This window comes from Blautia caccae, from assembly GCF_040095955.1.
Classification (GTDB): domain Bacteria; phylum Bacillota; class Clostridia; order Lachnospirales; family Lachnospiraceae; genus Blautia; species Blautia celeris.
The window spans coordinates 200493-215450 of the sequence record NZ_JBBMFP010000008.1; the positions used below are offsets into that span (position 1 = coordinate 200493).

At 49.7% G+C, this 14958-nt stretch carries 13 protein-coding genes and 1 riboswitch; of the genes, 12 read left to right on the top strand and 1 reads right to left on the bottom strand.

What is annotated here, in order from left to right; genetic code table 11:
* The first annotated feature begins 184 nt into the window (after nt 1-184).
* The 3 genes from nhaC (at nt 185) to hisD (ending at nt 3894) form a co-directional block, all read left to right on the top strand.
* Entirely contained in the window at nt 185-1633 is a 1449-nt protein-coding gene (gene nhaC / locus WMO65_RS11055) for a Na+/H+ antiporter NhaC (RefSeq protein ID WP_148391936.1), read from the top strand.
* A gap of 26 nt (nt 1634-1659) precedes the next feature.
* Nucleotides 1660-2559, top strand: coding sequence for an acetamidase/formamidase family protein (locus WMO65_RS11060; RefSeq protein ID WP_187370553.1), 900 nt, complete (start codon nt 1660-1662; stop codon nt 2557-2559).
* Nucleotides 2560-2628: 69 nt separating this feature from the next.
* Nucleotides 2629-3894, top strand: a complete 1266-nt coding sequence (gene hisD, locus WMO65_RS11065) for a histidinol dehydrogenase (RefSeq protein WP_148391938.1) — start codon at nt 2629-2631, stop codon at nt 3892-3894.
* A gap of 220 nt (nt 3895-4114) precedes the next feature.
* Here hisD and WMO65_RS11070 read toward each other — a convergent pair whose 3' ends face one another.
* A complete protein-coding gene (locus WMO65_RS11070) occupies nt 4115-5302 on the bottom strand; it encodes a MerR family transcriptional regulator (protein ID WP_148391939.1) in 1188 nt (395 codons plus the stop codon).
* Between the two features lie 266 nt (nt 5303-5568).
* On the opposite strand from WMO65_RS11070, the gene WMO65_RS11075 reads away from it, so the two are divergent.
* The 9 genes from WMO65_RS11075 to WMO65_RS11115 all read left to right on the top strand — a co-directional run bounded on the left by WMO65_RS11075 (nt 5569) and on the right by WMO65_RS11115 (nt 14957).
* Nucleotides 5569-6609, top strand: a complete 1041-nt coding sequence (locus WMO65_RS11075; RefSeq protein WP_148391940.1) for a threonine aldolase family protein — start codon at nt 5569-5571, stop codon at nt 6607-6609.
* Between the two features lie 83 nt (nt 6610-6692).
* Nucleotides 6693-7580, top strand: a complete 888-nt coding sequence (locus WMO65_RS11080) for an AraC family transcriptional regulator (RefSeq protein ID WP_052099643.1) — start codon at nt 6693-6695, stop codon at nt 7578-7580.
* Nucleotides 7581-7710: 130 nt separating this feature from the next.
* The gene (locus tag WMO65_RS11085; RefSeq protein ID WP_349064144.1) at nt 7711-9708 is read left to right on the top strand and encodes a glycoside hydrolase family 31 protein; all 1998 of its coding nucleotides are present in this window, start codon (nt 7711-7713) and stop codon (nt 9706-9708) included.
* A gap of 71 nt (nt 9709-9779) precedes the next feature.
* Nucleotides 9780-9888, top strand: a riboswitch (TPP riboswitch).
* Nucleotides 9889-9981: 93 nt separating this feature from the next.
* Nucleotides 9982-11289, top strand: coding sequence for a phosphomethylpyrimidine synthase ThiC (thiC, locus tag WMO65_RS11090; protein ID WP_148391942.1), 1308 nt, complete (start codon nt 9982-9984; stop codon nt 11287-11289).
* Nucleotides 11290-11359: 70 nt separating this feature from the next.
* Nucleotides 11360-11557 carry a sulfur carrier protein ThiS gene (gene thiS / locus WMO65_RS11095; protein ID WP_148391943.1) on the top strand — a complete coding sequence of 66 codons (198 nt, stop codon included), beginning with the start codon at nt 11360-11362 and terminating at the stop codon, nt 11555-11557.
* 1 nt (nt 11558) lies between these two features.
* On the top strand, nt 11559-12209 hold the full coding sequence (gene thiF / locus WMO65_RS11100; RefSeq protein ID WP_148391944.1) for a sulfur carrier protein ThiS adenylyltransferase ThiF: 651 nt from the start codon (nt 11559-11561) through the stop codon (nt 12207-12209).
* Nucleotides 12210-12225: 16 nt separating this feature from the next.
* Nucleotides 12226-12996, top strand: a complete 771-nt coding sequence (locus tag WMO65_RS11105) for a thiazole synthase (protein ID WP_103731083.1) — start codon at nt 12226-12228, stop codon at nt 12994-12996.
* A gap of 13 nt (nt 12997-13009) precedes the next feature.
* Nucleotides 13010-14170, top strand: coding sequence for a 2-iminoacetate synthase ThiH (gene thiH, locus WMO65_RS11110; protein WP_033142907.1), 1161 nt, complete (start codon nt 13010-13012; stop codon nt 14168-14170).
* Between the two features lie 136 nt (nt 14171-14306).
* The gene (locus tag WMO65_RS11115) at nt 14307-14957 is read left to right on the top strand and encodes a thiamine phosphate synthase (protein ID WP_306799856.1); all 651 of its coding nucleotides are present in this window, start codon (nt 14307-14309) and stop codon (nt 14955-14957) included.
* Nucleotide 14958: the final 1 nt, after the last annotated feature.

Genomic DNA, 14958 nt, shown 5'->3' on the forward strand with positions numbered 1-14958 from the left:
CAATTTTCTGACACGCTGTAACAGTACAGACAAGCTGAACCGTTACGACACACTCTGATACAAAATATGGAGTATACTCCATGAAATCCTTCTTTTTCCTTGTTGACATTGGTTTTACAGGCTATGATAGTCTTAATTCATCAAAAGCTGAAGCGTTTTTCAGTAAGAATGGAGGAAAAGATTTATGAATGTAAAAGAAAAAGTGAAGAAAGAGCCTACCCTGCTCCTGGCTCTGACACCGGTAGTGCTGACTGTCATCATCCTGATTTTTTCTGTGTCTGTGCTGAAGGTGGATGTTCAGGTTCCGCTTATACTGGGTACCTGCATTACGGCATTTATTGCCATTGTCTTTCTGGGTTACACCTGGCAGGATCTGGAGGATGGAGCCATTGAATCGCTGAAAAGTATCATGCAGGCTGTGCTGCTGCTGATCATCATCGGCGCTACCATTGGAACCTGGATCGTGGGCGGTGTAGTTCCTGCACTCGTTTACTACGGGCTGCAGATTCTCACGCCTGCCTTCTTCCTGGTAGCCTGTATGATCCTGTGCAGTATTGTCTCCCTTGCTGCAGGCGGTTCCTGGGCTACTGTGGGCACCATCGGCATTGCCCTTGTGGGAATCGCAAAGGGACTGGATATTCCTGTCGGTCTGGCAGGCGGTGCCATTATATCCGGTGCCTATTTCGGTGATAAAATGTCTCCCCTGTCCGATACCACGAACCTGGCTGCTGCCATTGCGGGCGCAAAACTCACAGACCATATCAAACATATGATGTACACCACTGTCATTGCCTATGGTATTTCCATTGTGGGCTTCGGCATCATCGGTTTCCGTTTTGCCGGACAGGAGTTAGACCACGGACAGATCAACGGAATCCTGGACGCTCTGGCTGCCAACTATAACATTACCCCCTGGCTGCTCCTGGTACCTGTCATTGTAATTGTCCTGATTGCCCTAAAAGTCCCGGCTATCCCCGGTCTCTTCGCCGGAACAGTGCTCGGTATGATCTGCGGGGTTGTCTTCCAGCATCAGGATTTATCCATTGTTTTCAATGCAGTACAGAACGGTGTTGTAGTTGAGACAGGCCATGCCATGGTAGATGAACTTCTCACAAGAGGCGGACTGATGAGCATGATGTGGACGGTTTCCCTTATCATCTGCGCCCTGTCCTTCGGCGGTATACTGGAATGTACCGGCATGATGAGCGTAATCGCCAACAAACTGCTGGAATTTGCCAAAAATACAGGCTCACTGGTGCTTGTCACCATTATCTCTGCCCTGTTCTGCAATGTACTCCTTGGAGACCATTGCATTGCCATTGCCATTCCGGGCAGAATGTTCAAGGATGAATACCGAAAGCGCGGACTTGCCCCGAGGAACCTCTCCCGTGTACTGGAGGATGCCGGCACTGTCACTTCCCCGCTCATCCCCTGGAATACCTGCGGTGCCACCATGTCCGGCTTCCTGGGTGTGCCCACACTGACCTATCTGCCTTACTGCTTCTTTAATATCCTCTGCCCTATCGTCTCAGCCATCTTTGGCTTTACAGGGCTGACCATCATGAAGCTGGAGGATGACCCTTCTTCTGACCAGTATGTGGAAAAGAAGGGAAAACGCCTTGTTAAAGAATAAAAATGTTTGTTTTCTGGAGGAACTTTATGAAAAATCTTAACCGGGACCAAGTGATCTATACCATGAGCAGAGAGCACGCTCCTGTTCTCACAGTTAAAAACGGTGAAACCGTCACAGTACATACCTATGACTGTTTTAAAGACAGGCTGATCCCAGATGACAGCTCCTTTGACTCTCTGCTCTTTGATGAGTTAAACCCCGCCACAGGCCCCATTTTTGTTGAAGGCGCCAAACCGGGGGATACCCTGAAAGCAGAGATCCTGGATATCTCCCTCGCCCCCACAGGCGTAACGGAAATTGATTCTGAATTTGGCTGCCTTGCTCATTTGGTGAAAACCCCTGCCGTCAAACGTCTGCCGGTAAGAAACGGAAAGATCGGCTTCAGCCCCAGGCTTTCCCTTGACTTAAAACCCATGGTCGGTGTCATCGGCGTAGCCCCGGCAGGACAGGCTATCCCCACAGATACACCTGATTCCCACGGCGGAAATATGGACTGTACCCAGATTAAAACAGGTTCCAGTATTTATTTCCCTGTTGCTGCAGAAGGTGCGCTTTTATCTCTGGGTGATCTTCATGCCTGTATGGGCGACGGGGAAATCGGAGGCTGCGGTGTGGAAATCGCAGGTGAGGTCACCTTAAAACTGACCGTGATCCCCGATCATCAGAAACCTTACCCTGTTGTTGTCACTGACAAAGAGGTTATGGCTGTTGCCTCCTGCAAAACAGTGGATGAGGCCTGGACAAAAGCTGTGGAGTACCTGCATGATTACATGGTAACCGAAACAGAACTGACCTCTGATGAGGCGATCATGCTCCAGTCCATAGCTGCAGACCTGTCCATCTGCCAGACTGTAAATCCGAACAAAACGGTGCGTATGTCCATCCCTCTAAAATATCTGGAGGCATACGGATACCGGCAGAAATAATCTGCTTGCCAAAGCATTTCCCTCTCTTGTATACTGGATGTAACAACCAGCTGCAAGGGAGGGATTTTTTTGGAATATTTGAAAAAAGCAAAGCCTGTGGACCGTCAGAAGCAACAGAATCTGGAAGCCGAAGTCCATGCCATTATCAGGGATGTCTCCGCAAGGGGAGACAGAGCTTTGATTGAATACAATACACAATTTGACGGAAATACACGCACAAGCCTGCGCATTTCCCCGGAGGAAATCCGACGGGCCTATGATCTTACTTCCCCTGCATTGATCGAGGACCTGAAAACCACGGCACAGCGTCTGGAGGATTTCGCCCTGAAGCAGAAGGCTTCCCTGCACGGTTTTTCCGATTATGAAATATCTCCGGGCATTTTTCTCGGACAGAAGATCATTCCGGTGGACTCCTGCTGCTGTTATGTTCCGGGCGGCGGGTATCCGCTGTACTCCACTGCCCTGATGATGGGCATTACTGCCCGGACAGCAGATGTGAGAAGAATTGCCATGTGCACGCCTGCCGTCAACGGGACAGACAGTGTCCACCCTTCCACCCTGGTAGCCATGGATATTGCCGGGATCCGTGAAATATACGCGCTGAGCGGTGCCCATGCGATTGCCGCCTTTGCCTGCGGAACAGAACAGATAGAACCTGTGGACATGATCGTAGGCCCGGGCAACCAGTATGTGACAGAGGCCAAGCGCCAGTGTTACGGTCGTATCGGTATTGACTTTCTGGCCGGCCCCAGTGAAATTCTGGTTATCGCTGACCGGGAGGCAGACCCTGCCTGCATCGCGGCGGACCTTCTCTCAGAATCTGAACATGATTCCCAGGCGATTGCCCGGCTGATCACCACAGATAAGACACTTGGGCTTGAGGTGATCCGTCAGGTGGAAAAGCAGCTTCCCGAGCTTGAGACAGAGGACATTGCATCCGCCTCCTGGAACACCTGCGGTGAAGTTATACTGGCAGACTCCCTGGATGACGCATGCCGTCTTGCCAATGCCTTTGCCCCGGAACATCTGGTGCTGCAGTTTGCCGGTGCAGAGGCCTATACGGATAAATTTAAGAATTACGGTTCCCTGTTTATGGGAAAATATTCTGCTGTTGTATACAGTGACTATGTAAACGGCATTAACCATACCCTGCCCACAGGAAAGGCTGCCCGGTACAGCGGCGGTGTCTGGATCGGTACCTTTTCCAGGGTCTGCACGACCCAGCGGCTGACAAAGGAGGCTGCTCATCAGGTTGCAGCACTTGCCTCCCACCTGGCGGAAGGGGAAGGTTTCCCGGGACATGCCAATGCTGCAGCCATACGGCTGAAATCCTGAAAAGGCTTGATTTCCAGTTTCAGTCTACGCCGTAATTTTTCTGAGTACGGCCATATTTTAAATAGAAAATCCCATAAACTTTTTGCAGGATGAAACAAACAGGCCGATGACCGAAAGAATCCCCTTCCGGTCGTCGGCCTGTTTTTTGTGCATCTGTCTTCTGTGTGGCTGTCCTCTGTACTGCTGTCCTCTGTACTGCTGTCTTCTGCGTGGCTGTCTTTTATGTGACTGTCTTTTGTGCCGCTGTACTTTCCTCTGCTTTGACCTCATACAGCAAAAGCTGGTTCCCTTTTCCCACTTCCACCGGACATTCGATGGTACGCTCCTTTATAAGGGCATATCCATTCCCTTTCATTTCCTCAAGGAATTGTTTTTTATCAAATATTCTTCCTTCATTTTTTCCGGAGAAATAGCAGCCTATGATCTCGCCGTTTTCCTTCAGATATTCCGGCATCCGGCCGGACATCGATTTCCCATGGCATGTTTCTCTGTAATTCGAGCTGAAATAGTCGATCAGCAGATCCACGCTTCCCTTTTTCAGAGGATAATTACCGCTGCCATCGGCAACATACAGAATATCAAGGTCAAGCTTCAGGTACTCGATCCTCTCTTTGTACATTCTGAGCACCTGTGGGTAGCGGTCTGTAATAATAAACAGCACACGATTCTCTATTTTTCTGAAATGCGTATACAGATAGAAAAATTCATTGATATCCGTCTCCATAACCACCCTGTCATAGAGCTGCATTCCTGAAATACGATGAAGGAGAAAGTTATAGCTTCGCTGCAGCATCGTCACCACAGATGCGGGAAGGTCTTTGTATTTTTCCCGCTCCAGATCCGCACCCCCGTCCGCTTCATCTGCCGCGCCGGGTGACAAAAGGATTCCGTCCCTGATCTCAAGGGCATATCCGCAGGAACAGGCCAATTTTCCATTATAAATATATCTGCTGTTCATCTGCACCTGCTCAACGGCAAATGCTTCTCCGCAGAAAGGACAGCGCAGGTATTCCAACGCCTTTAGGGGAGCGCCCACCAGCACTTTATCCCCTGCGGTCTCGATGGTGAAGGATTTCTCTTCCTCTTCTATGCGTGCAATCTCATCTTCGATATTTTCAATATCCTTACGCAGAGATTTTTTCTTTTTGTCCAGAAGAATCAGGTACTCAGCTATTTCCTGGGGTTCTACCCAGTTGGAAGTGCGCCTCAGAGACAAAACTTTCTGGATTTCTTTCAACAGAAATCCCATTTTCTTCAGCTTATGTATCCAGCGGATGTCCTCAATACTGTCCTCACTGAAATCATACAGATTCCCATGCCTCCCGGGAACCAGAAGGCCCAGCTCCATGTAGTAGCGGATTGTATCCTGGGATATATGCAGTAATTTTGAAACCTCACCTATTTTGATACAACCTCACCTCTCTTCTCACCCGGATCGCTGCGCCCATTATATTGCGAACTGCGTTCCCAATCTTCTGCAGTCGCCAAATGTGAGCAAGCTCCCACTTGGCTCGTTGCGCCCATTATATCAACAAAAACGGACATTTTCAACGAAATGATTTGTTTTTCCTGCAAAGTGTGATAGAATGTAGCTTGAAACAGCAGCATGTCATTCGGAGCCTGAAAAACGGACTTCGGATGCGGATAGAAATACAGGAAAAGGGGATTTTTGCCATGTATAGTTTTCAGAATGATTACAGTGAAGGAGCGCACCCTAACATACTCAGGGCGCTGGAAACCATCAATTATCACCAGAACAATTCATACGGACTGGACGAGCACAGTGACAACGCAAGGGAATTGATTCAGGAAGCACTTGAGGATTACAGCGTGGACATTCATTTTATCGCCGGAGGTACTCTCACCAACCTGACTTTTATCTCCCATATTCTGCGTCCATATGAAGCTGTTTTAAGTGCCGATACCGGTCACATCAACACTCACGAGACCGGGGCTATTGAATCCACGGGGCATAAGGTATTTTCCATTCCCGCGGATGACGGAAAACTGACACCGGACCTGATCCGTCCTGTCTTAAAATTACATGAAAATGAACACTGGGTGGAACCACGCCTGGTTTATATATCCAATCCCACAGAGGTGGGAACTGTTTACACCAAAGAAGAGCTGGAAATTCTGTATGCCTTCTGCAAACGCCACGACCTGTATCTGTACATGGACGGCGCGCGCCTTGCTATGGCCCTGGCTGTAGAGGAGACACACCTGACCTTCCCGGACCTGCCGGATCTATGTGACGCCTTCTACATCGGCGGAACGAAAGTGGGCGCCATGTTCGGCGAAGCTCTTGTTATTGTAAAAGAAGAATTTAAAGACCATTTCCGCTTCAATATGAAACAGCACGGAGCAATCCTTGCAAAGGGCTGGATGATGGGCGTTCAGTTCGAGGAACTTTTTAAAGAAGGGCTGTATCTGGAGCTTGGACGCAAAGGTGTTGCCATGGCACAGATTCTTAAGGATGTGTTTGAAAAAGCAGGCATCCCGCTTCTGGCGCCGGCACCTACCAACCAGGTATTCCCTATCTTCCCGGATGCTCTGGCGGAAGCGGTAAACGAAAGATTTCTGACCACCTTCCAGTGCAAACCCGATCCGGAACACACCTGCCTCAGATTCTGTACTTCCTGGGCAACCAGTGAGGATGCAGTCAGGGATTTCGCCTCAGAGTTTGAGGATCTGGCAGCCAAATTCAACAGATAACACCTGAACTTAAACTTAATGTAAAGGCATTCTGGAAGCTTCTTAATCCTGAATGCCTTTTTTTATTATAGGAGACTCCTTATATGAATATCGATCCAGCCGTCAATGATAATTTAAAAGAACAAGCAGCCCACGGAAGCCATGAATTTCCCCTTCAGGTATATCAGGACATGGAATACTGCGAAAACGGGCTGATCCTTTACAACCACTGGCATGAGGAGGCAGAAATCCTCTTTGTGACAGAAGGCATGATGGAGCTGGTGGTAGACGGCATTTCCATCATTGCCGGAAAAGACACCATTGTACTGATCCCCCCAAACCAGCTTCATGGTGCCTATCAATACAGGGATCAAACCTGCCGTTTTACCTCCATTGTGTTCCACCCTGACTTTATTTCCAGTAAAAATCAGGATGCCATCCAGGCCGGACAGTTAAATCCGTTCTTTGAGAACAGCTTTGTGTCCTCCTATGTTATATACGGCACGGATTTGAAATGTGAGGCTGTTCAGCATCTCCTCGGGGAACTCACAGCAGCCTATCACGCCTCCCATCCCTATCGGGAACTGCTGATCAAGGGATACCTTTACCAGATTTTATTTCATCTTCTGATAAAAGAAGAAAAGCACAATATAAAATCCACATCCGACTATATAAATGAGGAGCGAAAAAAGAAGATTCTAAGATACATTGATGAAAATTACCAGAACCCCTTAAACCTTGATTCCCTTGCCAAATCCGTCTCCCTGAGCAGGGAACAGTTCTGCCGTTTTTTCAAAAAATCTTTCCGCTCCACCCCTGTCTCTTACCTGAACCGCTACCGCATTAACCGTTCCATGTCGCTGTTAAGGGAGACCGGTCTTCCCGTCATAGATATTGCTCTTGCTGTAGGATTTGACAGCAGCAACTACTTTGCCGTATCTTTCCGAAAGGCAACGGGAATGACACCCAGCCAGTTTAGAAATATGACATGATTTTAATATACCCTGACATCATAATAGATGTTTTTTCCCTGGGATAATCTTATAATACTGGAAAATGAACGTCAGCCGTGATTGTCCGGCCAGAGCGCTACACAACTTATTTATCTACAGGAGGAAAATTATGTCATTCTTTACCCAAAGCGAAAATTATATTGAATACCACAATGCCGGCGAAACCCTCCGCATTATGGCATGGGGCGCAAACAGCCTGAGAGTTGTTTCCGTACCCTCCGGTCCCCTGGACCTTTCAAGCAGTGCCCTGAAAGAACAGGAACCGTCACACACACAGATTCAGGCAGACGAGGAAACTGCCACGATCACAAACGGCAAAATCTCCGCTCTCATTGACACAAGAGGCTGGAACAGCGCAGCGGTTGTCACCTTCTTTAACGACAAAAAGGAAATACTGCTCAAAGAGATAGACGGCGGCGGCGCCCTGATCCGCAGGGCCCGTAAATTTTCCCCTTATATCGGCGGCGATTACCGTCTGAAGGTCAGCTTTGAGGCCAACAAGGATGAAAAAATATACGGCATGGGCCAGTATCAGCAGGATATCCTGGATCTGAAAGGCTGCAATATTGAACTGGCCCACAGAAACTCCCAGGCATCCATCCCCTTCTATGTATCCAGCAAAGGCTACGGCTTCTTCTGGCACAATCCCGCCATCGGCAGTGTCTCTTTTGGCAAAAATGTGACAGAGTGGCGGGCTGACAGCACCAAAAAAATGGATTACTGGATCACAGCAGGCGACACTCCCGCTCAGATCGAATCCCAGTACAGCCAGGTGACAGGGCGCGCTCCCATGATGCCGGAATGCGGACTGGGCTTCTGGCAGTGCAAACTGCGCTACCATAACCAGGAACAGGTATTGTCTGTTGCCAGAGAATATCACCGCCGGGGCATTCCTGTGGATGTGTTTGTGGTTGACTATTATCACTGGCCGCGGTGCGGAGACTACCGTTTTGATGAGCATTTCTTCCCGGATCCCAAGGCCATGGCGGAAGAACTGCGCTCTTACGGAATGGAACTTATGGTATCCGTGTGGCCCCAGATCGACTGGCGCAGTGAGAACTTCAAGGAGATGCGCCAGAAGGGTCTTCTCGTCCAGACAGAACACGGCCTGAACGTCCAGATGGATTTCCAGGGCAACAATGTATTCTATGATGCCACCAACCCTGAGGCCAGAGAATATGTCTGGGAGAAATGCAGAAAGAATTACAGGGAAAACGGAATCAAACTCTTCTGGCTGGATGAAGCGGAACCGGAATATACCACCTATGATTACGAAAACTACCGTTACTATGCCGGAAGCGTCATGCAGCAGGGAAACATTTACCCCAGAGAATACGCCCGCGGCTTCTATGAAGGCCAGAAAGCAGCCGGCCAGGAGGACGTTCTGAACCTGGTGCGCTGTGCATGGGCAGGAAGCCAGCAGTACGGTGCCCTGATCTGGTCCGGCGATATCCACTCCACCTATCAGGATTTCCGCAACCAGATCGTGGCCGGCCTGCAGATGGGGCTCTCCGGAATCCCCTGGTGGACAACAGATATCGGCGGCTTCCACGGCGGCAACATTTATGACAAGGACTTCCAGGAACTGCTGATCCGCTGGTTCCAGTTCGGCGCCTTCTGCCCTGTTATGCGCCTTCACGGCAACCGCCTCCCGCGCACACCGCTCTACAAAGCAGACGGAGAGGAGACTGAGGGAACCGGCGCAGACAATGAGATTTGGAGTTATGGGGAAGAAAATTACCAGATCATGAAGAAATTCATTGAGATCCGTGAAATGATGCGGGATTATACCAGAAGCCTTATGGCTGAGGCACACGAGACAGGCGCTCCGGTTATGCGTACCATGTTCTATGAATTCCCGGAGGATTTAAACACCTGGGAACTGGATACCCAGTACATGTACGGCCCGGACATTCTGGCGGCTCCTATTGTGGAACCCCACGCCTTCAGGCGGAAGGTCTATCTGCCTGAGGGCAGCACCTGGACCAATGCCCATACAGGTGAAATTCTGGAAGGCGGACAGTGGATCGAAGCGGAAGCTTCCATGGATACCCTTCCTGTATTTCTGCGGGATGGCAGACAGGAATATCTGATCAAAAATATATAATATAAAATTCAGTGTTGACAATTTTCTCCAGCCGCTATATGATTATGGCAGGAAAAATACCTGAAAACAATTGAATACGCAAGGGGAGCTGACGCGTCGGCTGAGAGGAAATACGAACGGATTTCGACCCTGAGAACCTGATACGGATAATGCCGGCGTAGGAAGCGAACCAGAAGTTTATGTAATATTTGGTGCACCCCATCAGGGGTGCATTTTTTTCACCTCTTCTATCTCCTTCCGGGCATTTCCGTGTCACACAGAAAGGAGATTTACATGCAGTACACAACACAGATGGACGCTGCCAGAAAAGGCATTATCACAAAAGAGATGGAATCGGCAGCCAAAAAAGAACAGATGGATGTCAGAGAACTCATGGCTCTCATGGCCAAAGGCCAGGTCATCATTCCCTGCAACAAAAAACACACCTCTCTGGAGCCAAACGCCATTGGTTCCATGCTCAGAACGAAGATCAATGTAAATCTGGGCATTTCCAGGGACTGCAAAGACATGGACATGGAAATTGAAAAAGTCAACAACGCGGTAAAAATGGGTGCTGAATCTATTATGGATCTGAGCTCCTACGGGGATACCCGCACCTTCCGCAGACGCCTGACAAAAGAATGCCCTGCCATCATCGGAACCGTCCCCATCTATGACGCTGTAGTCTACTATCACAAACCCCTGAAAGAGATCACTTCCCGGCAGTGGCTTGACATTGTCCGCATGCACGCCGAGGACGGGGTGGACTTCATGACCATCCACTGCGGCATCAACAAAGAGACTGCCGGAAAATTCAAACGAAACAAACGTCTGACCAATATCGTTTCCCGCGGGGGCTCCATTATCTTTGCCTGGATGGAAATGACAGGCCAGGAAAACCCCTTCTACGAACATTATGATGAGATTCTGGATATCTGCCGGGAATACGACATTACCATGAGCCTTGGAGACGCCTGCCGCCCCGGATGCATTCAGGATGCCTCTGATATTTCCCAGATCGAGGAGCTGATCACTCTGGGTGAGCTGACAAAACGCGCCTGGGAAAAGGATGTACAGGTTATGGTGGAAGGCCCCGGACACATGCCCCTTGACCAGATTGAGGCCAATATGAAGATTCAGCAGACACTCTGTCAGGGTGCCCCCTTCTATGTGCTGGGTCCCCTGGTGACAGACATTGCCCCTGGATACGACCACATTACCGCTGCCATCGGCGGTGCCATTGCAGCCACCTACGGCGCTTCCTTCCTGTGCTATGTGACCCCGGCGGAACACCTGCGTCTGCCCAATCTGGAGGACGTAAAGGAAGGTATTATCGCTTCCCGCATCGCAGCACATGCCGCAGATATTGCTAAAGGTGTAAAAGGCGCTGCCGACTGGGACAATAAAATGAGTACAGCCCGCAAGAAACTGGACTGGGAAGAAATGTTCCGTCTCTGTCTGGACCCGGAAAAAGCCGGGCGCTACCGGGCAGAGGCAAAGCCTGAAAAGGAGGACACCTGCAGCATGTGCGGTAATTTCTGCGCAGTCAGGAACATGAACCGTATCCTGGAAGGTGAGATTGTCAGCATCTATGACGAATGATAAAAGCAGCACTGCAAATACGAAGACCTGTTAAGCAGTCACACAGCACATACATAAAGAGGTATATCAAATGATAACAATCAACGGAAATGCCATTCAGCTTACTGCCCCCTGTACAGTGGAAACCCTCCTAGTGGAACGGGGTTATTCCCTGCAGCGCATCGCTGTGGAGAGAAACGGTGATATTCTTTCCAAAAACCGTTACGCTGACACCATCGTTCAGGATGGAGATACCTATGAGATTGTCAGCTTTGTAGGAGGCGGCTGATTTGGAAGAAAGACATACGATCCTGTCCAAAGACGAAATCGAGGAAGTTCTTATAGAACGCCATACCCTCCCCATACACCGGAAACTCCGGAATGCCGGTGCCGCCATTGCCGGCCTCGGCGGTCTGGGCTCCCATGTGGCTGTAATGCTGGCGCGTACCGGCATCGGAAGTCTTCACCTGATCGATTTTGACCGGGTGGAGCCCAGCAATTTGAACCGGCAGATTTACAGGATGAAGCATTTAGGCAGGTATAAAACAGAAGCGCTGAAAGAAGAGATCTCAGAGATCAACCCTTACATCTCAGTCCGCACCGACACAGTTAAGGTAACAGAGAACAATATAGACCGCCTGTTTAGGGATGACAAGATCATCTGTGAAGCATTTGACCGGGCAGAAAATAAGGCCATGCTGGTCAACTATCTGCTGGAACACCGTCCGGATACTTTCATTGTATCCGGTTCGGGCATGGCCGGCTATGGGAGCAGCAACTCCATACATACAGAAAAGAGGATGAAAAACCTGTATCTCTGCGGGGACGGCACCAGTGACATTGCCTCCGGCATAAGCCTGACAGCTCCCAGAGTCACTCTCTGTGCAGCACATCAGGCCAATATGATACTGCGGCTCATTCTCGGAGAAAAAGACGTATAGAAAAGAGGAAAAAGACATGATAAAAGATGACAAACTTATATTGGGAGGACACGAATTTCACTCCCGTTTTATTCTGGGTTCCGGCAAATACAATCCGGAACTGATCCACGCTGCCGTTAAAAATGCCGGGGCTGAAATCATTACTCTGGCTGTACGCAGAGCCAACAGCGGCACTGCCAGTATACTGGAACATATACCGGACGGCATAACACTCCTTCCCAACACCTCCGGGGCCAGAACTGCGGATGAAGCAGTAAGGATCGCCCGCCTGGCCAGGGAACTGGGCTGCGGGGATTTTGTTAAAGTTGAGGTCATCCGAGACTCCAAATACCTGCTGCCGGACAATCAGGAAACCATCCGCGCCACAGAGATGCTGGCAAAAGAGGGCTTTATTGTCATGCCTTACATGTACCCTGATCTAAACGCCGCCAGAGACCTGGAACATGCCGGAGCTGCCTGTATCATGCCGCTAGGTGCCCCCATTGGTACCAACAAAGGATTGTGCACAAGGGAGTTCATCAAAATCCTTATCGAGGAAATTGACCTTCCCATTATTGTAGACGCAGGAATCGGCCGCCCTTCCCAGGCTTGTGAAGCCATGGAAATGGGCGCTGCCGCAGTCATGGCAAATACAGCCATTGCCACTTCCGGCGACATACCCGCCATGGCGGAAGCCTTTAAAAAAGCCATTGAAGCAGGACGTACCGCATACCTGTCCGGCCTTGGGCGCGTTGTAAACGGAAGAGCCAGCGCCTCCTCTCCGCTCACCGGATTTCTGGAACAATAAGGAGGTGGAAAAAATGACTGCATCAAGAACAAATCATATGGAATATATGGAGGGTATGGAAGCTCTGGATTCTGATGTTATGGATAAAGTGATAAGTGCCATGGACAGCTATGACTATCACCGTTATACAGAAGCACACGTACTGGCTGCACTATCCCATGACACACGGACACCGGAGGATTTCGCAGCGCTTCTGTCTCCCGCCGCGGAACCTTTCCTGGAAGAGATGGCACAGGCTGCGCGGGCTGAAACCAGGAAACACTTCGGAAACTGTGTAAATCTCTTTACGCCGCTTTATATCTCCAATTACTGTGAAAACCACTGCATTTACTGTGGTTTCAACTGCCATAACCATATCCGCAGGGCAAGGCTTACCGCGGAGGAAATCGAGTTGGAAATGGCTGCGATCGCCAAAACAGGACTGGAAGAAATTCTTATACTGGTCGGCGAGAGCCGTGCAAAAAGTGATGTCAGATATCTGGGGGAGGCGTGCAGGATCGCCAGAAAATACTTTAAAATGGTGGGACTGGAAGTCTATCCTATGAACAGTGAGGAGTATGCCTATCTCCATAAATGCGGAGCTGATTATGTGACGGTATTTCAGGAGACTTATAATTCCCATAAGTATGAGACGCTGCATCTGGCCGGGCATAAAAGAATCTTCCCTTATCGGTTTCACGCGCAGGAGCGGGCATTGAAAGGCGGAATGAGAGGAGTTGCTTTTGGGGCGCTTCTGGGGCTGGATGATTTCAGAAAGGATGCATTTGCTACAGGGATGCACGCCTGGTATCTGCAGCGGAAATATCCGCAGGCTGAGATTGCGTTTTCCTGCCCGCGTCTCAGGCCGATCATTAATAATGATAAGATCAATCCTAAGGATGTTCATGAACCGCAGCTTCTTCAGGTGATCATGGCTTACAGACTCTTTATGCCGTTTGCCGGAATCACGATTTCTACCAGGGAACGGGCCGAGTTCCGGGATCATGTGGTCACGATCGCAGCGACTAAGATTTCTGCAGGGGTAAGTACCGGAGTCGGCAGTCATGTGGAGGAGCTGGAGGATAAGGGGGATGACCAGTTTGAGATTTCAGATGACAGAGGTGTTGAGGAGGTCTGCAGGGCTGTCAGAGACGGGGGAATGCAGGTGGTCATGAATGATTATGTATTCGTATAACAGCGAGGTGTAGTATAGCGGGCAGGGTGGATATCCCTTTGTATGCTTGCTGTCATCACGGAAACTAAATAAAAGCGGAGGAAAACTGCCATATGGGAGCTGGCTTTATTCCACACAAATTGGCAGAGGTGGTATTATGGGTAAAATGAGCAATGGGGTAAGGTTTGATAAGATGCTGGTGATTACCAATCGGCTGCTTTGTGATGGGGATTTTCTGGAGCGGATCGAGACGGTGGCTGCTAAAAAGCCAAAAGGAATTGTGTTGAGGGAAAAAGATTTGGGAGCCGGGGAATATAGAGAACTGGCTATGAAGGTGCTTAAGATATGCAGGCGATATGATGTTGACTGTATTCTGCATTCCCGGGCAGAGGCGGCAAGGGAGCTTGGCTGTCCTCGTATCCACCTGCCTTTTTCAAGGTTTTGCGGGGATAATATCTGTGTAAAGTCCGGCGAAAGTGAACGTCTATCAGGTTCTGATGGGAGGAGCAGGCTGCTTATGGATTTTGATCTGATCGGTGTTTCTGTTCATTCGGTGGAGGAGGCCATTTTTGCTGAGAAGATGGGGGCCGATTATGTAACGGCAGGGCATATTTTCCTGACGGACTGCAAAAAGGGACTTGCCGCCAGAGGGCTGCCTTTTCTGAAAAACGTCTGTGAATCGGTTGGGATTCCTGTGTATGCCATTGGCGGTATTACACCGGATCATGTGGATGACGTGCTGGGAGCAGGGGCGGCAGGTTTTTGTGTTATGTCAGGAATCATGCGGGATTCGGTCTGGGGCGTATAGA

Bases quoted from the DNA above. Each gene is read 5' to 3' on its own strand.
- nhaC (WP_148391936.1), top strand. From the start codon at position 185: ATGAATGTAAAAGAAAAAGTGAAGAAAGAGCCTACCCTGCTCCTGGCT.
- WMO65_RS11060 (WP_187370553.1), top strand. From the start codon at position 1,660: ATGAAAAATCTTAACCGGGACCAAGTGATCTATACCATGAGCAGAGAG.
- WMO65_RS11075 (WP_148391940.1), top strand. From the start codon at position 5,569: ATGTATAGTTTTCAGAATGATTACAGTGAAGGAGCGCACCCTAACATA.
- WMO65_RS11080 (WP_052099643.1), top strand. From the start codon at position 6,693: ATGAATATCGATCCAGCCGTCAATGATAATTTAAAAGAACAAGCAGCC.
- WMO65_RS11085 (WP_349064144.1), top strand. From the start codon at position 7,711: ATGTCATTCTTTACCCAAAGCGAAAATTATATTGAATACCACAATGCC.
- thiC (WP_148391942.1), top strand. From the start codon at position 9,982: ATGCAGTACACAACACAGATGGACGCTGCCAGAAAAGGCATTATCACA.
- thiS (WP_148391943.1), top strand. From the start codon at position 11,360: ATGATAACAATCAACGGAAATGCCATTCAGCTTACTGCCCCCTGTACA.
- WMO65_RS11105 (WP_103731083.1), top strand. From the start codon at position 12,226: ATGATAAAAGATGACAAACTTATATTGGGAGGACACGAATTTCACTCC.
- thiH (WP_033142907.1), top strand. From the start codon at position 13,010: ATGACTGCATCAAGAACAAATCATATGGAATATATGGAGGGTATGGAA.
- WMO65_RS11115 (WP_306799856.1), top strand. From the start codon at position 14,307: ATGGGTAAAATGAGCAATGGGGTAAGGTTTGATAAGATGCTGGTGATT.